Source organism: Mesocryomonas lacus, from assembly GCF_055730105.2.
In genome coordinates this window covers 84264-105162 of record NZ_JBUZWF020000009.1, presented here as the reverse complement: position 1 = coordinate 105162, position 20899 = coordinate 84264, and the positions used below count along the sequence as shown (strand labels likewise).

At 67.2% G+C, this 20899-nt stretch carries 19 protein-coding genes and 1 tRNA gene; 15 read left to right on the top strand and 5 right to left on the bottom strand.

Going from position 1 to position 20899, the window contains the following annotated elements:
* Positions 1-115: 115 nt before the first annotated feature.
* Genes ACZLZQ_RS22935 through ACZLZQ_RS22925 form a run of 3 tightly spaced genes read left to right on the top strand, consistent with a single transcriptional unit; the run spans position 116 to position 3363 of the window.
* Positions 116-1540 carry a flippase gene (locus ACZLZQ_RS22935; protein ID WP_472951459.1) on the top strand — a complete coding sequence of 475 codons (1425 nt, stop codon included), beginning with the start codon at positions 116-118 and terminating at the stop codon, positions 1538-1540.
* Positions 1537-2808, top strand: coding sequence for a GNAT family N-acetyltransferase (locus ACZLZQ_RS22930; protein WP_472951457.1), 1272 nt, complete (start codon positions 1537-1539; stop codon positions 2806-2808). Before ACZLZQ_RS22935 ends, ACZLZQ_RS22930 begins: the two co-directional genes overlap by 4 nt.
* Before the next feature lie 45 nt (positions 2809-2853).
* A complete protein-coding gene (locus tag ACZLZQ_RS22925) occupies positions 2854-3363 on the top strand; it encodes a hypothetical protein (protein WP_472935864.1) in 510 nt (169 codons plus the stop codon).
* 28 nt (positions 3364-3391) lie between these two features.
* On the opposite strand, the gene ACZLZQ_RS22920 is transcribed toward ACZLZQ_RS22925, so the two are convergent.
* Positions 3392-4186 carry a phosphodiesterase gene (locus ACZLZQ_RS22920; RefSeq protein WP_472951456.1) on the bottom strand — a complete coding sequence of 265 codons (795 nt, stop codon included), beginning with the start codon at positions 4184-4186 and terminating at the stop codon, positions 3392-3394.
* Positions 4187-4780: 594 nt separating this feature from the next.
* Here ACZLZQ_RS22920 and ACZLZQ_RS22915 point away from each other — a divergent pair.
* The gene (locus ACZLZQ_RS22915; RefSeq protein WP_472951455.1) at positions 4781-6547 is read left to right on the top strand and encodes a putative bifunctional diguanylate cyclase/phosphodiesterase; all 1767 of its coding nucleotides are present in this window, start codon (positions 4781-4783) and stop codon (positions 6545-6547) included.
* A 118-nt stretch (positions 6548-6665) separates the two neighbouring features.
* Here ACZLZQ_RS22915 and ACZLZQ_RS22910 read toward each other — a convergent pair.
* Positions 6666-6750: transfer RNA gene (locus tag ACZLZQ_RS22910), tRNA-Leu, on the bottom strand.
* A 177-nt stretch (positions 6751-6927) separates the two neighbouring features.
* Between ACZLZQ_RS22910 and ACZLZQ_RS22905 the strand changes: the two genes are divergently transcribed.
* Entirely contained in the window at positions 6928-7449 is a 522-nt protein-coding gene (locus tag ACZLZQ_RS22905) for a disulfide bond formation protein B (RefSeq protein WP_472951453.1), read from the top strand.
* Between the two features lie 49 nt (positions 7450-7498).
* On the opposite strand, the gene ACZLZQ_RS22900 is transcribed toward ACZLZQ_RS22905, so the two are convergent.
* Both ACZLZQ_RS22900 and ACZLZQ_RS22895 read right to left on the bottom strand, forming a co-directional pair.
* Positions 7499-8059: an HNH endonuclease gene (locus ACZLZQ_RS22900; protein WP_472935860.1), complete on the bottom strand. Its 561-nt coding sequence runs from the start codon at positions 8057-8059 to the stop codon at positions 7499-7501.
* Between the two features lie 142 nt (positions 8060-8201).
* On the bottom strand, positions 8202-8888 hold the full coding sequence (locus ACZLZQ_RS22895) for a DNA-3-methyladenine glycosylase family protein (RefSeq protein WP_472951451.1): 687 nt from the start codon (positions 8886-8888) through the stop codon (positions 8202-8204).
* A gap of 72 nt (positions 8889-8960) precedes the next feature.
* On the opposite strand from ACZLZQ_RS22895, the gene gluQRS reads away from it, so the two are divergent.
* Complete coding sequence (gene gluQRS, locus ACZLZQ_RS22890) at positions 8961-9833, top strand: tRNA glutamyl-Q(34) synthetase GluQRS (RefSeq protein WP_472951449.1); 873 nt, start codon at positions 8961-8963, stop codon at positions 9831-9833.
* A gap of 49 nt (positions 9834-9882) precedes the next feature.
* Here gluQRS and ACZLZQ_RS22885 read toward each other — a convergent pair whose 3' ends face one another.
* Entirely contained in the window at positions 9883-10839 is a 957-nt protein-coding gene (locus tag ACZLZQ_RS22885) for an AEC family transporter (RefSeq protein ID WP_472951447.1), read from the bottom strand.
* Positions 10840-11133: 294 nt separating this feature from the next.
* Between ACZLZQ_RS22885 and ACZLZQ_RS22880 the strand changes: the two genes are divergently transcribed.
* The 9 genes from ACZLZQ_RS22880 to ACZLZQ_RS22840 all read left to right on the top strand — a co-directional run bounded on the left by ACZLZQ_RS22880 (position 11134) and on the right by ACZLZQ_RS22840 (position 20847).
* Entirely contained in the window at positions 11134-12027 is an 894-nt protein-coding gene (locus ACZLZQ_RS22880; RefSeq protein ID WP_472935856.1) for a DMT family transporter, read from the top strand.
* Between the two features lie 81 nt (positions 12028-12108).
* Positions 12109-12300 (top strand): twin transmembrane helix small protein, encoded by a 192-nt coding sequence (locus ACZLZQ_RS22875; RefSeq protein WP_472951446.1) that lies wholly within the window; start codon positions 12109-12111, stop codon positions 12298-12300.
* Between the two features lie 73 nt (positions 12301-12373).
* Complete coding sequence (locus tag ACZLZQ_RS22870) at positions 12374-12946, top strand: cob(I)yrinic acid a,c-diamide adenosyltransferase (RefSeq protein ID WP_472935854.1); 573 nt, start codon at positions 12374-12376, stop codon at positions 12944-12946.
* Positions 12947-12948: 2 nt separating this feature from the next.
* Positions 12949-13389, top strand: coding sequence for a DUF3291 domain-containing protein (locus tag ACZLZQ_RS22865; RefSeq protein WP_472951444.1), 441 nt, complete (start codon positions 12949-12951; stop codon positions 13387-13389).
* 489 nt (positions 13390-13878) lie between these two features.
* The gene (locus tag ACZLZQ_RS22860) at positions 13879-16992 is read left to right on the top strand and encodes an autotransporter domain-containing protein (RefSeq protein ID WP_472951443.1); all 3114 of its coding nucleotides are present in this window, start codon (positions 13879-13881) and stop codon (positions 16990-16992) included.
* A gap of 104 nt (positions 16993-17096) precedes the next feature.
* Positions 17097-17828 carry a rhomboid family intramembrane serine protease gene (locus ACZLZQ_RS22855; protein WP_472951441.1) on the top strand — a complete coding sequence of 244 codons (732 nt, stop codon included), beginning with the start codon at positions 17097-17099 and terminating at the stop codon, positions 17826-17828.
* 247 nt (positions 17829-18075) lie between these two features.
* Positions 18076-18825, top strand: a complete 750-nt coding sequence (locus ACZLZQ_RS22850; protein ID WP_472951440.1) for an electron transfer flavoprotein subunit beta/FixA family protein — start codon at positions 18076-18078, stop codon at positions 18823-18825.
* 25 nt (positions 18826-18850) lie between these two features.
* On the top strand, positions 18851-19780 hold the full coding sequence (locus tag ACZLZQ_RS22845) for an electron transfer flavoprotein subunit alpha/FixB family protein (RefSeq protein WP_472951438.1): 930 nt from the start codon (positions 18851-18853) through the stop codon (positions 19778-19780).
* 185 nt (positions 19781-19965) lie between these two features.
* On the top strand, positions 19966-20847 hold the full coding sequence (locus ACZLZQ_RS22840; RefSeq protein WP_472935848.1) for a 3-hydroxybutyryl-CoA dehydrogenase: 882 nt from the start codon (positions 19966-19968) through the stop codon (positions 20845-20847).
* Positions 20848-20899: the final 52 nt, after the last annotated feature.

Below are 20899 nucleotides of genomic sequence, written 5' to 3'. Positions count from 1 at the left end.
CCGGACTTTTTGGTTGCCTGACTTATAATTGACCCCGTCCACGCGACCAAATCTTAAGCCTGGGCGCCTAGTGTCGGACCTCAGATCCTGCCGATCCCAGGGGAACGGGCACAGCGTGGTATTGTCGATCGAGAGACTCGCAGGGCATGTGATGCCGCTGCGGCTGATGGGATGGCTGCGGCCGTCTCTCGTGCGTCTCGACCTCGCCCTCTCCGGCGATACCGAGCAGGCGGTTTCGGCCCGCATCGCTCTTTTCGCCTTCGCCATTCGGGTCGTCTCGGCGGCCATCGCCTTCTTCAGCCAGGTTCTCCTGGCACGCTGGATGGGCAGCGACGAATACGGCATCTTCGTCTTCGTGCTGGTCGCCAGCGTCATCCTCGGCGGCCTCGCCTGTCTCGGCTTCCAGACCGCGGTGATCCGCTTCGCCCCCGAATACCGGGCGACGGACCAGATCGATCTCCTGCGCGGCATTCTCCTCGCCAGCCGGTTGTTCGCGCTGGCCTCGGCGACCCTTCTCACCGCCATCGGGCTTGCCGCCCTCTGGCTCTTCCGGGATGCCGTTCCCGGCTACTACCTGCTGCCGCTGGTGCTCGGCGCCTTCTGTCTGCCGGTGATGGCGCTGGGCGAGGTGCTCGATGGTACCGCGCGCGCGCATTCGCTGTCGCGCCTCGCGCTGCTGCCGACCTTCATCGTCCGGCCGCTGCTCATCATCGCCGCCATGGCGGTCCTGACGCGTTTCGGCGGCCTTGCGCCTGATGCCGATACCGCGGTGCTCGGCCTGCTCGTGGCAACCTGGGTGACGACGCTCGGACAGCTTTTGCTTGTCCACCGCAAGACCAGCCGGGAAGCGGGGCCGGGCCTGCGCGAAAACGACATGCGGCGCTGGATGGCGGTCGCCTTGCCAATCTTCCTGGTCGAGGGATTCTTCAACCTGCTCACCAATGTTGACATCCTGATGGTCGGTCACTTCCTGCCGCCGGCCGATGTCGCCGTCTACTATGCCAGCGTCAAGACGCTGGCGCTGGTGCACTTCGTCTATTTCGCGGTGAAGGCGGGCGCAGCGCAGCGCTTTTCGCAGTACCGGCACTCCGGTGACGCCGAGCGTTACGAAAGCTTCATCCACCAGACGATACGATGGACGTTCTGGCCCTCGCTCGCCATGGCGGTTCTGATGCTGGTGTGCGGCGACCTCTTGCTCGGCCTGTTCGGGCCTGAATTCGACGAGGGCTATCCGCTGCTGTTCATCCTGATCATCGGTGTGCTCGCGCGGGCGACGGTCGGTCCGGCCGAGAGCGTCCTGACCATGTCGGGCGAGCAGAAGGCGTGCGCCGCCGTGTACTTCGCGACCATCATCGTCAACGTCGTCCTGAACATCGTCCTGATCCCGCGCCATGGCCTCTACGGCGCGGCATCGTCGACGGCGATCGCTATGGTCTTCGAGGCAGGGGCGCTTTACGCCGTCGCCTATCGGCGCCTCGGCCTGAAGCTGTTCATTCTGGCGCGGCCGCGCGATGCAGCGATCCGGGGGAGCGGGGCATGAGCAGCAAGCCGCTCGTCGACGAAATGCTGGCCTCGCCGAGCGCTGCGCCGGCGATCGCGCTGCTCGACCAGGACCGGCCGCTGGATAATCCGGAAGCCAATGTCGAGGTCGCGTCGGGCGACGGCAAGCGCCGTTTCTCGATCTATGCGCCGGCCGCCGCCTTCGACCTCGCCGCGGAACTGGATTTCCTGACGCGCCGGGCGATCGACCAGAACGTGTTCTTCGCCCCGCAATTCCTGGTGCCCGCCATGCCGCGGCTCGACGAGCGCCATGTCCGGCTGATGGTGGCACGCGACGAGGGCCCGCGCCGGAGCCGCCTGCGCTTCCTGATGCCGTTCTCGATCGAGCGGATCGGCATGCTCGGCGGGCCGATGGCGATCCGCGCCTGGACCCATCCTTTCGGCCCGCTCGGCACGCCGCTGGTCGACAGCGACGATCCGCAGGCGACGCTCACGAGCCTGCTCGTCACGCTGCGGCGGCCGGAGCTAAAGCTGCCCGACGTCATGGTGATCCCGGACCTGCGGATCGACGAGCCGTTCGCCCGCACCATGGCCGAGGCGGTCGGCGCGCTCGGCTTGCCGATGACCGCGGTCAACGCTTTCGATCGGGCCGCCTTGATCAAGGGAGCCTCGCTCGCTGACGCGCTGTCGCCGAAGCGTCGGCGCGAGGTGCAGCGCCAGCGCCGCCTGCTCTCCGCACAGGGGGAACTCGGCTTCGACGTCGCCCGCACGCCTTCCGAGGTGCTGGCGGCGATGGAGGAGTTCCTGACGATCGAGGCCAGCGGCTGGAAAGGACGCGAGCGCAGCGCCCTGATCATGGACCGCTACCGTGCCGCCTTCGCCCGCGAGGCGGTCAACAAGCTTGCCGATGCCGACCGCACGCGCATCTTCACGCTGCGGCTCGATGGCGTCGCCATCGCCAGCCTCGTCAGCTTTGTCGTCGGCGGCGAGGCCTTCGCCTGGAAGATGGGCTATGACGAGCGCTATGCCGCGGCCTCGCCGGGACTACAGATGATGCTGATGGCGAGCGAGGCCCTCCTGGCCGATCCTGCGGTGCTCAGGGCCGATTCCTGTGCCGTTCCCGATCATTTCCTGATGAATCGCTTGTGGAAGGGCCGGATACCGATCAAGACGCTGGTGATCGGCCTGACGCCGGAGAGCGGCCGCAGGGTCGAACGCGCCGCCAACGGGCTGGTCAAGGCCCGCGCGGCCACCAATGTCGCCCGGCTGCTGCGCCGGCGGATCAAGAACGCGCTGGGGATCGGCTGAGCCAGGCACTTTCAGCCGTTGCCGCAACGAGGTGAAGGCAGGACGATGCGAACACTCGAACAGGATCTCGCCGATTTCGGCAAACTGCTGCGGGAGCCGCTGGACCGGATCAGCGCCTCGAAGATCGTCTTCGCGCTTTACGATGCACGCGCCATCGTCTCCAACGAGCGGCTGATCGACATCGAGACCGACGTTTATCTCTTGCGTTCGAGCAAGACGAGCAAGCGCCCGCCCTATGTGCGCGACGTCACCCGCATGCTGGCGGATGCGGCGAAATGGTCTCAGAACCTCGCCGGCGCCTTCCCTTGCCTCGACGAGGACGGCCCGACCTTCCTCGCCACGGACCTGTCGAAGAAGCCGATCAAGTCTTTCATGAAGATCGCCAACGGCAACATCATCCGCATGCGATGGTCGGGCGAGATGCAGCTGGCGACCCACACCCACGGCGTCCAGGGCACCGTCGTCACGAACGAGGTAGAGCTGCTCTGTCAGGCCGACTGGCTGATGGTCAGCGACCCCGCCGACGCCGCCTGGTTCCGACAGAACGGCTACTGACGCACGCGCCTATCGGTTCGACGGCCGCTCAGGCGAAGGGCAGGGGGCCTCGGTAGGTCCCGATCGGCATCACATGCGTGATCAGCCCGCCGTCTCGCCAGTGGTGCAGGAGAAAGGCAGGGGGCTCGACGAAGGAGGCGGGCTCGGCGTTGGTGCCGAGCCGCAGGGCGATCGCGGTGGTCGTGCTGGGGGCGGTCAGCAGCAAGGTGCCGGCGAAGCGCTGCTGCATCATGCGGTGCACATGGCCGCAGATGATCCGCTCGACCTGGGGATGCCGGCCGATGACCGCCGCCAGATGGGCTGCACCGAAGCAGCGGTAGTCGTCGAGATAGCCAACGCCGCAGGCGATCGGCGGCTGGTGCATCATGACGATCGTCGGCCGCCCGGGCGCGCTAGACAGCGTTGCGTCGAGCCAGTCCGCCGCGACCGCATCGAACAGGCCGTGGTGTGCGCCGGGCACCGTGACGTCGAGCCCGACGATGCGCACCGGGCCTGCCTCCTCGATGACCAGGTGCATCGGTCCGTCGCGGGCGATCCAAGGCTGGTCGGCAAAGGCCCGGCGAAACGCCTCGCGCTCGTCGTGATTGCCCGGAAGGGCCGCGAGCGGTGCTTCGAGGCGCGCCAGGAGATCGCGCGCATGGGCGTATTCCACAGCGCTTCCTTCATCCACCACATCGCCCGACAGGAGGACGATGTCGGCTTTCGGCACCAGCGCGTTCACGGCCGCGACGGCCTCCTCCAGCATGGCATTGGAATCGACCAGGCCTTCGTAGAGGACACCGGGCTGGCGCAGGTGCGGGTCGGAAATCTGGGCGATGATCATGGCGGCCTTCCCAACCGTCAGCGGCCTTCGTGGGCCATCCGCGCGACCGGCGAATTGGATGGCCTGCGAAGAGCGCGGGTTGGCTCATAGAGACGAAGATACTCTGCGGAAGCACTCGAAATTGTTCGCCGTCCGCAAGGGTACTTTGGGCGGCTCGGGTGTTTCATTTACGTTTTCGCCTCTGATGCGCGAACTCGGGCCCGCTGAGCGCAAGGCGTATGGCAAGAACTTTCGCCGCGCGGCGGAAGGCAGCGGCCCGCTCGCCCGTCGAGACGGCGCCTCCTGAACCTGCGGCGATGGGCCGAGCCTAGCGCCGCCGGCGGCCGACGCTTCTTCCCAGTGATCGGGTTTCCGTCAGGGCTGTGCAACGAAGGTATATCTTACTGTAACGTGAAAAGCTTTCGACTCCAAATTATTGAATTCTCCATATTGGAACCCATATCTTATTTAGTAAGCACGGTTTTTCCGTACAGCTCCAAAAGTCGATCTGTTATTTTTGCTGAGTGTTAAGGTGGTGCCCGCTATTAGGGTTCCGGCTACCGAACCTGTGTCGTTTTCGGTAGGGCGCAAATGCCAAGGCTTGGATACCCCCCGATGCAGAATCCCCCTGAGGCAGAGCGCCTCCTCGCGCTTCACCAGTTGAATCTGCTTGATACCGAAGCCAGCGAGAGCTTCGACCGAATCACGCGCATGGCGAGCCAGATCTTCAACCTGCCCGTTGCCGCGGTATCCCTCACAGACCATGATCGCCAGTGGTTCAAGTCGCGTGTCGGCGTCCCACATGACTCCATCCCCCGCAAGAACGCGCCTTGCGCCGAGGTGGCGGAGACGCGGGAATTGCTGGTTATTCCAGACCTCGCGGCCGATCCCTGCTACGCTGACAGCCATCTCGCCCAGAACGGCGTCGCCTTCTATGCCGGCGCACCGCTGGTGACGCGGGACGGTTTCGGCCTCGGCGCGCTCTGCGTCCTCGGCACCGAGCCGCGCACCGTGTCGACGGCAGAGGCTGCCGCGCTCACCGACCTGGCGGCCATGGTCATGTCTCAGATCGAGTTGCAGCACGCCTTCGGCCGCGTCGATCCCATCAGTGGCTTGCCGAACCGCAACCAGTTCATGGATGACCTTGAGGACATGGCGCGTGATCATGGCGGCCAGAGGCGGCTGGCCGTCCTCGTCGACCTCGCTGAGAACACGCAGCTCAGCAACTACGCCCGCGTGCTCGGCCCCTCCAGCGTCGACAAGATCGTGCGCGAAGCCTCCCTGCGGCTTACGCGCACGCTTGGACCGGGCCGTGCCGGCTATCATGTCTCGGCGACCCAGTTTGCCTACCTTGCCCCGGTAGGCGCGGTGGAAAGCGAGTATGTGCCCCTTCTCCGGTCGACCCTTGCAAAGGTTGGCCTGGAATCAAGCACGCAATTCCTGATGACAGTGGTCGCGGGCGTGGCGCCGATGGTCTTCGGCGACACCGCGCCGACGGACCTCTTGCGCGCCCTCCAGTCCGCGGTCGAGGAGGCCCGAAACGCCTCGCTGACCGTTGGACTTTACAATCCCCAGGCGGATGCGGCGCATACCCGGCGGTTCACGTTGCTGCAGGATTTCCAGGCCGCCCTCGGCGCGGATGACCAGTTGCGGCTTGTCTTCCAGCCGCGGATCGATCTCGCCACCCGGCAGTGCGTCGGCGCCGAGGCGCTGCTGCGCTGGCGCCACCCGACGCTCGGCGCCATCGCGCCGGGCGAATTCGTCCCGGTCATCGAGCCGTCTTCGCATACCCATGCGATGACCGACTGGGTGATCCGCAAGGCCGTTCGTCAGATCCAGGACTGGCAGGCGGCGGGGATCGACCTGCAATTGTCCGTCAACGTCTCGGCCAGCAACCTTGAGGATCCGGGTTTCGTCCAGCGCGTGCTCGCGGTCGTCGCCGAGCACGGCTTGCAGCCCGACCGGCTGGAACTTGAGGTCACCGAGAGCGCCGTGATGAAGGATGCGGAAAATGCGCTCGACCGGCTGAGTATGCTCGCCGCGGCCGGGATCAAGCTGTCGATCGACGATTTTGGCACCGGCTACAGCAGTCTCGCCTACCTCCAGAAGCTCCCGGCGCATGTCGTCAAGATCGACCAGAGCTTCGTTAGGGATATCGAGGAGGGTGAGCGCGAGCAGTCGCTCGTCCGCTCGATGATCACGCTCTCGCACGAGCTCGGCTACCGGGTTGTCGGGGAGGGGGTCGAGACCGCCGCCGCCGCCGATCTTCTGGCCGAGATGGGCTGCGAGGAGGCGCAGGGCTATTTCTTCGCCCGGCCGATGGAAGCCTCTGACTTCGCGGCCTGGACCGCGTCCTTCCGCCAGGGCGCGCTGGCGGCCTAGCCACCGCGCGGTGCCGCCGGCCTGAAGCCGTCGTCCTTCATCGACGCAGCTGCCGTCACCGTTGGACGCATCGAAACGTCGAAAGCGGTCAGAAGATGGAGAGCTGGTTCAGGAACGGTGGTGCGGGCGGTCGGAATCGAACCGACACTCCTTGCGGAACCGGATTTTGAGTCCGGCGCGTCTACCAATTCCACCACGCCCGCGGGGACCATTCGACTGCAAGCGTTTCATGCCATAGATCGGCCGCGCTGGTCCAGTGGGGAGTGAAGCCGCTGACGCACTGTCGCTGGCGACGGCGCGTCGCCGTTTCGCGCCGATGCGGCGGGTGCTAGAGGAGGGGCGATCCGGGCGGCGTCCCGGTGCTTCCCGGAGATCGACGCATGGACGCACGCCTCTCGCAGCCAGCCGGCCGGCCCCAGACGCTGGCGGCGCTCGTTCTCCTCGTCGGCTGCGCGGCGACGGTCGGTACCGCGCTCGTGTTCGAGCATGCCTTCGGCTACATCCCCTGCGCCCTCTGCCTCGAGCAGCGCACGCCCTACTACGTCTCCATCGTGCTGGCGCTGGTCGCGGTTGTCGCCGGCGTGCGACGCGCCCCCGGCGGTGTCACCCGGGGGCTGATCGGCCTTGTTGGCCTGGCCATGCTCTACGGTCTCGGTCTTGCCATCTATCACGCCGGCGTCGAATGGCATTTCTGGCTGGGGCCGTCGGGCTGCGCGGCTGCGGGCAATGCCGATCTCACCGTCGACCTCCTGTCGACCATCGACGGCGTCCACCCGCCGGCCTGCGACCAGGCGGCGGGACGGTTCCTCGGCCTCTCCTTCGCCGGCTGGAACGTCCTTGCCTCGCTGCTGTTCGCTGGCATCGCGCTGCGTGCGGCTTTCGGGAAGGCCGTCCGCACCTGACGCCCGGACCAAGAATGACGACGGCCTGATAGAGCCGCCTGGCTTCAGCCTATTCCGGATCGAGCTCGGAATCCCAGTAGAGATAGTCGAGCCAGCTTTCGTGCAGGAAGTTCGGCGGGAACAGGCGGCCGTTATTGTGCAGGTCGTGCACCGTCGGCTGGTAGGGCTTCTGGTGCGGCAGCATGCCAGCGTCCTTCGGCATCAGCCCGCCCTTTTTGAGGTTGCAGGGCGAGCAGGCGGCGACGACGTTCTCCCACGTCGTCAGGCCGCCCTTGGAGCGGGGAATGACGTGATCGAAGGTCAGGTCGTTCGGCGAGGTGCAATACTGGCACTGGAAACGATCGCGCAGGAAGACATTGAAACGCGTGAAGGCCGGATGCCGGGCTGGCTTGACGTAAGACTTGAGGCAGACGACCGAGGGAAGCTGCATGGTAAAGTTCGGGCTGCGGACGGTCTGGTCATATTCGGCGAGGATGGTCACGCGATCGAGAAAGACCGCCTTGATGGCGTCCTGCCAACCCCAGAGCGACAGCGGATAGTAGCTGAGCGGGCGAAAGTCTGCGTTCAGAACGAGCGCCGGGGATAGGTTCTGCGCCACTGCAATCGTCAAGGACAGTCTCCTTCACCAAACGACTTGCGTCTGTTTGCCGGGACTATGGTGTCCTATCGTGTCGCCTTTGTGAAGCCTGTCCGGCAGGCGCTGCAAGACTTTACGCTCACGCTTTCCTGTTGGCCGAAGTGTCCGCGGCGAATCAGCGCGGAAGCCGGCCCTTCCTTAGCGGCAGGGGATCTGCGGGGATCGCAGCGGTCGGGGTGGCATCGCGGCGGGTGACGGCGGCGTAGTAGGCCCAGAACAGCCGTGCGGCGGCCGAGCGGTGCGGCGCCCACCGCGCCGCCGATGCCGCCAGCGCCTTCTCCTTCGGGCGGGCCGGCCAGCCGAGGGCTTCGGCCACGGCAACCTGTAGAGCAAGGTCCCCGGCGGGGAAGATGTCGGGATGGCCGGCAGAGAACAGCAGGAAGCATTCGGCCGTCCAGGCGCCGATGCCGCGCAGTGCCGTCAGCTCGGCGATCGCGGCCGCCGGTTCCCCGCGCGCCATCCGCTCGAAGTCGAGCGCGCCCGAGAGGCAAGCCGAAGCGATCCCGAGGAGTGTCTCCTGCTTGCCGCGCGACATGCCGGCGGCCCGGAAGTCCGCCTCCGTCGCCTTGAGGATCGCGGCGGGGTCGTCGAGGTCGATGAGCGTCTCGAGCCGCCCGAAAATCGCCGCCGCGCTCGCCCGCGATACTTGCTGCCCGACGAGCACGCCCGCCAGCCCCTTCAGGCCGCCCGGCGTCTGCCGCAGCGGAACAGTGCCAGCGGCAGCGATCGCCGGCCCGAGCGCCGGGTCGAGAAGGGCGAGCGCGGCGAGTTCACGCGCGAGGTCTTCGTCGGAGAGAATCATCGCGGCATTCTTGCCAAAAGCCTGCAGGCCGGCCACCCGTTTCCGACAACAACCGGGATGGAGAGGACATTGATGAAGAGCCGCTACCGCTTCGCCCCCAGTCCGAACGGCGAGCTGCATCTTGGTCATGCGCTGTCCGCACTGCTGAACCACCGACTGGCGCGGGACGCCGGTGCCGATTTCCTTCTGCGCCTCGAGGATATCGACCGGGCCCGGTGCACGCTGGCCTTCGAGCGCGGCATCGTCGACGACCTCGCTTTTCTCGGGATCGACTGGGACGAGACGCCACGCCGCCAGTCCCGTCATTTCGGCGACTACCAGGCGGCGCTCGACGCGCTGGCGGGCGAGAACCTCGTCTACCCCGCCTTCATGTCGCGGGGCGAGATCCGCGCCTCCGCCGGGCGGCACGAGGAGGAGGAAGGCACGCCGTGGCCGCGCGATCCCGATGGCGCGCCGCTCTATCCCGGCCTCGATCGCCGCCTGTCCGACGACGAGAGGCAGGCGCGCATCGCGGCCGGCGAGGCCTTCACCTGGCGGCTCGATATGCAGGCGGCGCTGGCCGGCCTCGGCGCCCTGTCCTTTGCGGAGAGCGGCGGATCGCCAGAGGGCGACACCGGCGAGATCGCCGCCGACCCCGCCGCCTGGGGCGACGTCGTCCTCGGCCGCAAGGACATGCCGACGAGCTACCACCTTGCCGTGGTGGTCGACGACGCGCTGCTGGGCATCACCCATGTCGTGCGCGGCCGCGACCTGTTCCACGCGACGTCGGTCCACCGTCTCTTGCAGGCGCTCCTCGGCCTGCCCGCGCCGCAGTATCACCACCACGCCCTCATCCTCGGCACCGATGGCCGCAAGCTGTCGAAGAGCGCCCGTGACGTTTCGCTCGCCTCGCTCCGGGCAGCGGGGCTGACGGCCGAGGACATCCGGCGGATGGTAGGGCTTTAGTGTAGTGGGGTTCTGCGTCCTTGCTGGCCACTTTGGGGCACAGGACGCCCTATCCTAGGATCGCGAGCCAGGCGCCGAGGCTGACCACCGACATCAGCGTCGACACCACGATGGTCGTCGCGGCCAGCTTCTCGTTCGATTTGAAGTAGACGGCGAAGAGGTAGGAGTTGATTCCGGCGGGGCAGGCGGCGGTCAGCACGGCGACCCTCAGCCAGAGCGGCGGCAGGAGTTCGACGCCGATGGCGTAGACGATACCCGGCATCAGCGTCAGCGACAGCACGGAAACGACGATCGAACTCAGGAGGTCGCCGCGCAGGCCGTAGCGTGTCAGCGACATGCCCATGGCGAAGAGCGAGACCGGGCCGGCCGTCGAGCCGATCAGCCGCGCCACCTCCTCGGCTTCGGCCGGCAGCGGGATGGTGGTCAGCCGCCAGGCGATGCCGCAGAGGATCCCGATGACGATGCCGTTGCGGCCGAGATTGACCAGCACCTGGCGGATCGTCGCCGTGACCGTCACCTTGCGCATCGGTCGGCCCTCGGCGGCGGCGTCACGCTCGGCGGCGCGCTCCATCAGGAGCGTCGCGATGATCATCATCGTTGGCAGGTGGACGGAGATGATCAGGAACAGCGGCTCAAGCCCGGGGTCGCCATAGGCGCGCTGCACCGCCGGAATGGCGACGAAGACCGTGTTGGCAAAGCTTGCCGAAATGCCGGCGATGACGCCGGCGCGGCGGTCGGCACCCATGAAGCTGCGCACGAAGAGCGAGGCCAGCGTCCACGTGACGATCACGCCGGTGAAGTAGGAGACCCAGAGCCAGAGCGGATTGACGTCGCCGAAGGAGGCGGTTGCGAGCGTGCGGAACAGCAGCGTCGGCACGGCGATGACGAAGACGAACTTCGACAGCGCGTCGCCGACCTCGCCGGCCAGAAGCTTGAACCGCGCGGCGAGGAAGCCGATCGCGATCACTGCGAAGATCGGCAGGATGACGTTGAGGATGATCTGCATGGCGGCGGCTCGGCGTTGCTGCCTGCCGCGATACGCGTTGCCGTCTGGCGGCGCAATTGCCGCAGCGACAGGGCGGGACTTTGTCGCCTGGCCTGTGGCGGATGTGCTTCCCGAGCGGGCCTGCCGCTGCTACCGCTCGTCCGGCGGCACGGTTACGCGTTCCGTGCATCGCCGGCGGGCATGTCCTGCCTGGACCGCCTTCGACCCGAGCCTTGCCATCGGCCCCGATCTCCCGGCGCCAGCTTCGGCCTTGGGGCAGTCACCGATCCCGCCTGCGGATCAAAGAGGAATGCCGTGCACCGCCTCCTTCCTTTCTTTCCCGCCGTCTTCGTGGTGCTCTGGTCGACCGGCTTCGTCGGCGCCCGCTATGCCATGCCGCATGCCGAGCCCTTCACCTTCCTGGCGCTGCGCTTCGTCATCGCCTTCGCTATCCTGGCGCCGATCGCCGCGACCGTCTCGAACGGCTGGCCGGGCTTTCGGCCGGCGCTGCATGCCATGCTGGCGGGGGCACTGATCCACGGCGTCTATCTCGGCGGGGTGTTCTTTGCCGTCCGCCACGGTCTGTCGGCAGGCATCGCCGCGCTCATCGTCGGACTGCAGCCCATTCTCACCGCGGTCCTCGCCGGCAGTTTCCTAGGCGAGACAATCCGGCCTCGGCATTGGCTCGGCCTTGCCGTCGGGCTCCTCGGCGTCTTCCTCGTGGTGCTGCCGAAGATCCATGCCGGCAGCGGCCTCGGGCCCATCACCTTGGTGCCGGCGGTGATCGCGGCGGTGGCGATCTCGGTCGGGACGATCTGGCAGAAGCGCTTCGTCGGCAGCGTCGACCTGCGCGTCGGCACCGCCTTGCAGTATCTCGGCGCACTCCTGCCGATGGCGGCGGCCTCGCTTCTGTTCGAGACGCGGGTGATCGACTGGGCGCACGAATTCGTCCTCGCCCTAGCCTGGCTGGTGGTCGCGCTGTCGATCGGCGCGGTCTTCCTGCTGCTCTACCTCATCCGCGAGGGCGCCGTGTCGAGGGTAACGTCGCTGATGTACCTGACGCCGGGGGTCACCGCCGTCATGGCCTTCTTCCTGTTCGGCGAGACGCTGACGCCGCTGCAGCTCTTCGGCATGGCGCTCGCAGGTCTCGGCGTCGCCGCCGCCACCTGGCGCCAGAAGCCCGCGGCCGAGACCCCCGCCGCGACATGATCGCCGGGCGCGCGGCGGCGGCTCGCCTATCGCGCCGTTCCGGCCTATATCACCGGCCAAGCCCGGGAGCCGAAAGCCGCCATGTCCGATACCCTTTCCATCCTCGCTCTGGTCGTGATGATCGCCGTGGCGATCGTGCTGCTGCTCGGCCTCATCAACATGATGCGCGGCGGGTCTGGCATGACCTCGCAGAAGCTGATGCGCTGGCGCGTGCTGCTGCAGGCGATCGCCGTGCTGATCATGGTCGGCGCGCTCTGGTTCTCCAGGTCGTAATGCCGGCGTTGCGCCACGAAGGGCCGCGGCAACACCCCGTTCCGCCCGCGATTTCGACGGAGAGTTTTCCCGCATGGTCAAGCTGAACAAGATCTACACCCGCACCGGCGACGACGGCACCACGGGGCTCGGCAGCGGCGAGCGGCGGGTGAAGTCGGATCTGCGCATCGAGTCCTTCGGCACCGTGGACGAGTTGAACGGCACGATCGGCATGGCGCGGCTCTACACCGAGGGCGAGCTCGACGCGATGCTCGCCACCATCCAGAACGACCTCTTCGACCTTGGGGCCGATCTGGCGACGCCCGAGACGCCCGAGCCGCTGCCCTATGAGCGGCTGGCGATCGTCGCCTCCCAGGTCGATCGGCTGGAGCGCGAGATCGACGCGATGAACGCGCGCCTCGCACCGCTGAAGAGCTTCATCCTGCCCGCCGGCTCGCCGGCCTCTGCGCATCTCCATCTCGCCCGCACCGTCGCGCGGCGGGCCGAGCGGCTGATGGTGGCGCTGGTGCGCACCGAGGGCGAAACCGTCTCGGCGGCGGCGATGACCTACATCAACCGCCTGTCCGACCACCTCTTCGTCGCCGCCCGGATCGCCAATGACGAAGGCCGAGCCGACGTGCTCTGGGTGCCCGGCGCCAGCCGCTGATCATGCCATTCATCAGCGTCACCCGGCTCAAGCTTCGCTCCTGGCGCTTCTTGCCGCTGTTCGTGCCGCACGCCCTCCGGACGCAGCGCCAGGCCGAGCAGGCACCGGGTTTCCGGGCGGGATCGCTGCTGCCCGGCCGCGGCTGGACGTTCTGGACGCTGACCAGCTGGGACGATGCCGAGGCGATGCGGGCCTACATGCTGAACGGCGCGCACCGCAAGGCGATGCCGAAGCTTGCCGCCTGGTGCGACGAGGCGTCCGTCGTGCACTGGGAAACGGACGAGGACGGTCTGCCCGACTGGCATCAGGCGGAGGCACGCATGCGCTCGGACGGACGCCCCTCGAAGGTTCGCCACCCCAGCCCCGACCATCAGTCCATGACCTTCGCCGCGCCCCGCGGTTATACGGGCAGGCTTCTGCGGGTCCGGCAGCGCGATCATTAGCGTCTCTCAGGTCCAACAGAGCCTGCAACTTCTAAGCTATCATAGCGCCGCCCCCTAAAGTTTTGTCATCCTCGCGCGCAGCGCGGGGACCCATGCCAAGGCGTGGGAGACCACTACGACGGTGGAAGCGGCCTGCCGTTCCCTTTACCGAACCAATGATGGAGAAGAAGAGGCATGGGTCCTCGCCCTGCGCGCGAGGATGACGACCGTTGGGGTCTGCGGCCTGAAAACTCGCGGCCTTAAAGCCCACAACGAGGGTGCTTAGTCGAAATGTGATGGTGGAGCCGGCCTGCCACCTTGCGGTGCCTCTTCGCGGTTGCGCCACCATGGTCCACGCTGCGGCATCAAGGCCACATCGGCGGGGCAAGCAGCATCGGACAGCCCGTGCTCCCCGCGATAATCAGGAATACAGGCTTACTATCATCAACCTGTGATGAAGCGTGTCTAGCGCTCCGGACGAACCCTTCCGGACAACAGGCGCCCGACATCATGACCCATCCAGCTTTTATTGCTCTGGCGCTCGCCTCCACCGCGCTCGTCGGTGTCGGCCCGGCCTTGGCGCAACAGGCCTATGTCGCGGCACCGCGCGGCGCGGCCGTGCGGATCCTGTCGGGCTTCGACACGCTGTGGACGCCGGGCGCGACCTGGAACACCGGTTCGATCAAGCCGGCGGGCGAGGCCACGCTCCGGCGCAACCTCGAAATCAGCATCGAGAAGACCGGCGCGCGCACGGATGCCCAGGAGACCGCGGCCTATCTCGACGACCGCCGCGACCAGAACTACAGCATGACGAGCGGCCTCGGCCCGCTGGCCGATCGTTTCAGGACGGCCACCGGCGCCTTCACCACCATCACCGACCGGCCGGCGGCGGCGCTGACGCAGAAATTCGACGATGCCGGCAACGGCCTCGGCTCCAGCCAGTCGGCGCTCGGAAAGGTGGTCGACCTCGTCGGCGCGCTGCGTGGCTCGAACTCCACCACGACGCCGGGCAAGGAGACCTACAGCTATCCCCGGCCGTATCGCCAGTCGCTCGACGGCCAGAGCCTCGAGGCGATCGTGCAGCCCTCGCTGCGGCCGGCCAAGAGCACGACGCCACAGACCGATGGCGGCTTTCCGAGCGGGCACACCAATGCTGCCTTCCTCGCCGGCCTCGGTCTCGCCTATGCGGTGCCGCAGCAGTATTCGGATCTCGTGTTGCGCGCGGCCGAGCTCGGCGACAACCGCGTCGTCGCCGGCATGCATTCGGCCCTCGACGTCATCGGCGGGCGCATGCACGCGACCTTCTATGCCATCGAAAACCTGATGGCGAACCCGGTGCTGCGCCAGGAGGCCTACGACCAGGCGCAGGCCTATTTCGCCACGTCCTGCGGCGGTTCGGTCTCGCTCTGCTATCCCAAGACGTCGGCGGCCGAGGCCTATGCGAAGTTCAAGGTCGACAAGGCCCGTTACGACGCCATGACCACCTATGGCTTCGCCGCGATCGGGCCGACCAATGCAGCCCCCGTGGTGCCGCTGAATGCCGAGGTCCTGCTAGAGACGCGCTTCTCTTACCTCTCCGCCGAGCAGCGGCGCGAAGTGCTGGCGACGACCGAGAACGCCTCCGGTGGCCCGCTGGACAACGGGCTCGGCTACGACCGGCTGAACCTCTTCGCCGCCGCCGGCGGCTATGGCGCCTTTCGACAGACGGTCACCGTCGACATGGACGCCGCCAAGGGCGGCTATGCCGCCGCCGACCGCTGGCTGAACGACATCTCGGGACCGGGCGGGCTGGTGAAGACCGGGACCGGTGAGCTGACGCTGGCCGGGCTCAACACCTATGCCTTCGGAACCCTCGTCTCCGGCGGCCGCCTGGTCGGTACGTCGGGCGCGGCTTTCGGCAGCGGCGCCATCACGGCGGATGCGACGCTCGTCCTCGACACCGCGGGGACGACGACGCTCTCCAATACCCTGTCGGGGCAAGGCGCCTTCGTCAAGGACGGCAGCGGGCGCCTCATCTATGCCGGCGACGGCTCGGCCTTCGCCGGCGCGACACGCATCGAGGAGGGCGTTCTGTCGGTGAACGGCCGGCTCGGCGGCGGCGTCACGGTGGATGCTGGCGGCACGCTCGGCGGCAGCGGCACCGTCGGGACGACGGTTCTTGGGGATGGCGCGCGTCTTGCTCCCGGCAACTCGGTCGGCACGCTCACCGTCGACGGCAACCTCACCTTCGCGGCGGCCTCTGTCTATGCGGTCGAGGTCGATCCCTTAGGCACGGCCAGCGACCGCGTCGACGTCACCGGCACGGCGACGCTGAACGGCGCGTCGGTCCTCCATGTCGGCGAGAACGGCACCTATCGCCCCGCCGCCGCCTACACCATCCTCAACGCGGCTGGCGGCGTCATCGGCAGCTTCGGCCAGGCGACCTCCAGCTATACCTTCCTGTCGCCGACGCTCGGCTACACCGCGACCAGCGTTTCGCTGCGCCTCGACCGCAACGACATCGGCTTTGCCGACGTCGCCGCGACGCGCAACCAGCGGGCGGTGGCGACAAGCGTCGACAGGTTGACCTTCGGCAATGACGTCTACGACGCCCTCGTGCTGCTCGATGCCGAGGCGGCGAATGCGGCCTTCGACAGCCTCTCCGGCGAAGGCCATGCTGCCTTGCGTGGCGCCCTGGTCGAGCAGTCCTTCTCGCTCGGCGGGATCGTCAGTGACCGGCTGCGCGCAGCCTCAGGCGGCATCTCTGCGGGCAAAAGCACTGCTGCCGCTCTCGCCGGCGACCCGTCTTATCCCGACCCCCGCGGTATTGCAGCCTGGGGCACGGCTTACGGTGCCTGGAGTGCTACCGACGGCAACGGCGGCACCGCTTCGACCGACACGGACGGCGGCGGCTTCCTCGTCGGCATCGATGCCGAGATGGCCGACACGATGCGCATCGGCCTTGTCGCCGGTTGGGGCCAGACCGGCTTCGACGTCGACGGCCGCGGCTTCTCGGCCGATTCCGATGATTACCACCTCGGCGTCTATGCCGGCACGAGCGTCGGCGCGCTCGGCCTGCGCGCTGGGGTGATTAACACCTGGCATGCCATCGACACCGACCGCTCGCTCGGCTTCGCTGGCCTGTCGGACCAGCTCTCCGCCGATTATGACGCGAGGGCGCTGCAGGTCTTCGGCGAGGCGAGCTACCGCTTCGATACGGCCCTCGCCACCCTCGAGCCGTATGCCGGCCTTGCGCATGTCTCGCTCGACGTCGACGGCTTCTCCGAGCGCGGCGGCGCGGCGGCCCTGTCGGCGGCGGACGGGGATCTCGACACCACGTTCTCGACGCTGGGGCTCCGCTTCTCGCGCGCCGTTGCAGGTCCGGGCATCGACGCCGCGCTGACGGCGAACGTCGGCTGGCGGCATGCCTTCGGCGACACCAATCCCTCGGCTCGCCTGGCGCTCGCCGGCACCGGTAATTTCACAGTGGTCGGCGCCCCGATCGCCGAGAATGCGGCGCTACTCGGGGCCGGCATCGACGTCGCGATCGGCAAGGATGCCCGCCTTGGCCTGTCCTATGAGGGGCAGTTCGGCGACGGCACGCAGCGCAACGGCGCGCGGTTGGACTTCTCGCTCGCCTTCTGAGCCTTTCGATGCGCCGTTCCGCCGGATGCGGGACGGCGGACCCGGCGGTGGACGCGGCGTCGCGGGTCCTCCGACCATTGCATTCCGGCGACTGCCAAGGCTTGATGGCGGTCTCCACTTGCCCCGGGCTGCGAATGTTCCTGCCGTTCTATGACGACAACCGCTTGCGAAGCATTCGCTTCCAGTTCGTCACCCTCGGCCTCGTCCTCCTGAGTGCGGGGCTCTATCTCGCGCTGTCGTTTTCCGGCGAGACCGGCGCCTATGTTTCGGGGACGGAGCTGGCCTACGGCTTCATTCCCGCGGTGGTGAACGGCTATGCCGCGCTGTCGCCGGAATATCTCCTCCAGCCGACTGAGTTTTCCTTCGTCACCTACGCCTTCCTCCACCTCGACTTCTGGCATCTTCTCGGCAACATGCTGTTTCTCTGGGTGTTCGGCGACAATGTCGAGGATGCCTTCGGGCACCTCCGCTTCATCCTGTTCTATCTTCTCTGCGCCGCGGCGGGGGCAGCGGCCCATGCCTGGTCGATGCCGGAATCGGAGGCGACGCTGCTCGGCGCCTCGGGCGCGGTCTCGGGCGTCGCGGCCGCCTATTTGATGCTGCACCCGCGCGTGTGGATCTGGGTGCTGGCCTTCGGCCGCGTGCCGCTGAAGCTGCCGGCCTACGTCCTCCTGGTGCTGTGGATCGGCTACCAGTTCACCATGCTGGCGCTGGGCGACAAGGAGGTCTCCTATGGTGCCCATGCCGGCGGGATCTTTGCCGGGGCGATGCTCACTTTGGTCCTGCGACGGCGCGGCGTGCCGCTGTTCGCCAAGCCCCCGGTGCTCGACGACTGAGGTCAATTCGAGCGACGTCGCGGACAGGCGCGCCGCTGCCGCGCCGAGACTTGAAAGATCGGATTGGAAGGCTCAAAACCCTTGCACAGTTGATCTCGATCGCCGCATCTGCGGTGCCTTTCTTTGACCTTTACGTCAAAATATCATATCGGGTCGGACAGATTCACCGGGGCAGCCAGCCGCACGCACGCCATCCCCGCCGTCATTTGGCCCGCCCCGCGCGGGCGCGTCATAGGAGAGTTCCGGGATGAAGATCCTCGTCGCCGTCAAGCGGGTGGTGGACTATAACGTGAAGATCCGCGTGAAGCCGGACGGCACGGGCGTCGACCTTGCCAACGTCAAGATGAGCATGAACCCGTTCGACGAGATCGCCGTCGAGGAGGCCATCCGGCTGAAGGAGAAGGGCGTGGCGACCGAGATCGTCGCCGTCTCAATCGGCCCGCAGCAGGCGCAGGAAACGCTCCGCACGGCGCTCGCCATGGGCGCTGACCGCGGAATTCTGATCAAGGTCGAGGGCACAACCGAGCCGCTGGCCGTCGCCAAGCTCCTGAAGGGCGTCGTCGAGGTCGAGAAGCCGGACCTCGTCATCCTCGGCAAGCAGGCGATCGACGACGACTGCAACCAGACCGGCCAGATGCTGGCGGCGCTGCTCGGCTGGAGCCAGGGCACCTTCGCCAACCAGCTGGAGCTCGCGGACGGCAAAGCGACCGTAACGCGCGAAGTCGATGGCGGCCTGCAGACCGTCGCGCTGACGATGCCGGCGATCGTCACGGCGGACCTGCGCCTCAACGAACCGCGCTACGCCTCGCTGCCGAACATCATGAAGGCGAAGAAGAAGCCGCTGGAGGAAAAGACCGCGGCCGACTACGGCGTCGACGTCACCCCGCGCTTGACCGTCGTGTCCACCGTCGAGCCCGCCAAGCGCGGCGCCGGCATCAAGGTCGCCTCGGTCGACGAGCTGATCGGCAAGCTGCGCGGCGAAGCCGGCGTCCTCTGACTTCTGCGATGAAAGGAAACTCGCTATGACCACGCTTCTCATCGCCGAGCACGATGCGCACGGCCTGTCCGAGCTGACCGCCAAGGCGCTGACCGCGGCGACCGCCCTTGGCGGCGACGTCCACGTGCTTGTCGCCGGCGCGGGCGTCGGCGACGTTGCCGCCGCCGCTGCCAAGCTATCGGGCGTCTCCAAGGTGCTGCAGGCCGATGCGCCGGCCTATGCCAACCTCCTCGCCGAACCGCTGGCCGACCTCATCGTCAGCCTCGCCGGCCAATATGACGCGATCGTCGGGCCGTCGACCACCACGGTGAAGAACGTCCTGCCGCGCGTTGCGGCTCTCCTCGACGTCATGCAGATCTCGGACGTCACCAAGGTGGTGAGTGGCGATACGTTCGAGCGGCCGGTCTATGCCGGCAACGCCATCCAGACCGTGACCTCGCAGGACGCCAAGAAGATCGTCACCGTCCGCACCGCGTCCTTCGCGACGACGGGCGAGGGCGGTTCGGCAGAGATCGAGACGGTCGAGGCCGTGGCCGACAAGGGGCTCTCGGTCTTCGTCGAGGATCGCCTGGCGACCTCCGACCGGCCGGAGTTGACCTCGGCCAAGATCATCCTGTCGGGTGGTCGGGCGCTCGGCTCCAAGGAGAAGTTCGAGGAGCTGATCCTGCCGCTCGCCGACAAGCTGGGCGCTGCCATCGGCGCCTCGCGCGCGGCGGTCGATGCGGGCTACGCGCCGAACGACTGGCAGGTCGGCCAGACCGGCAAGGTGGTGGCGCCCGACCTCTACATCGCCGCCGGCATTTCCGGCGCGATCCAGCATCTCGCGGGCATGAAGGACTCCAAGGTCATCGTCGCCATCAACAAGGACGAGGAAGCACCGATCTTCCAGGTCGCCGATTACGGCCTCGTCGGCGATCTCTTCACGCTGTTGCCGGAGCTGCAGTCCAAGCTCTAGCCGTGATGCCCCGCTTGCCGGGGATTGGAAATTTCACCGCTTTCGCTCAGCGAAGGCTTGTGAAAGGATTGTGGGCCTCGCAGCGATGCGGGGCCTTGTTTGTTTTAGCGCCGGCGCCAGGCCGGGCGGGACTGAACCGGCCGCAAGGCGAGCGGGCCGAAAAAATCAACGCGGAAGATGGACGGATGTCGGAGAGACTGAGGAAGATCGGCATTGTCGGGGCGGGGCAGATGGGGGCGGGCATCGCCCATGTCGTCGCCCTCGCCGGCTATGGCGTCGTGCTCTACGACGTCTCGCCCGAGAGGGCCGAGAAAGGCATTGCCACGGTCGCCGCGACGCTCGACCGCCAGCGCGCCTCCGGCAAGATCTCGGCCGAGGAGAGGCTGTCGGCGCTCGGCCTCATCGCGCCGGCAAGGGCCGTCGAGGATCTCGCGGAGATGGACCTCGTGATCGAGGCGGCGACCGAGGACGAGGCGATCAAGCGCAAGATTTACGCCACGGTCTGCCCGGTGCTGAAGCCGGACGCCATTCTCGCCACCAACACCTCGTCGATCTCGATCACCCGGCTCGCCGCCGCCACCGACCGGCCGGAACGCTTCATCGGCATCCACTTCATGAACCCGGTGCCGGTGATGAAACTGGTCGAGCTGGTACGCGGCATCGCCACCGCCGACCCGACCTTCGAGGCCTCCCAGCAGTTCGTCGCCACCCTCGAGAAGACGACGACCGTCTCCGAGGATTTTCCCGCCTTCATCGTCAACCGCATCCTCCTGCCGATGATCAACGAGGCGATCTACACGCTCTACGAGGGCGTCGGCTCGGTCGAGGGCATCGATACCGCCATGAAGCTCGGCGCCAACCATCCGATGGGCCCGCTGCAGCTGGCCGACTTCATCGGCCTCGACACCTGCCTGTCGATCATGCAGGTCCTGCACGACGGCCTTGCCGACCCGAAATATCGGCCGTGTCCGCTGCTGGTGAAATATGTCGAGGCCGGCTGGCTCGGCCGCAAGACCCACCGCGGCTTCTACGACTACCGCGGCGAGGTGCCGGTCCCGACGCGATAGGGCTCGGTGGCCGGGCATTCGAACGCGCGATTGGCCTCCGTTGACTTGGAAT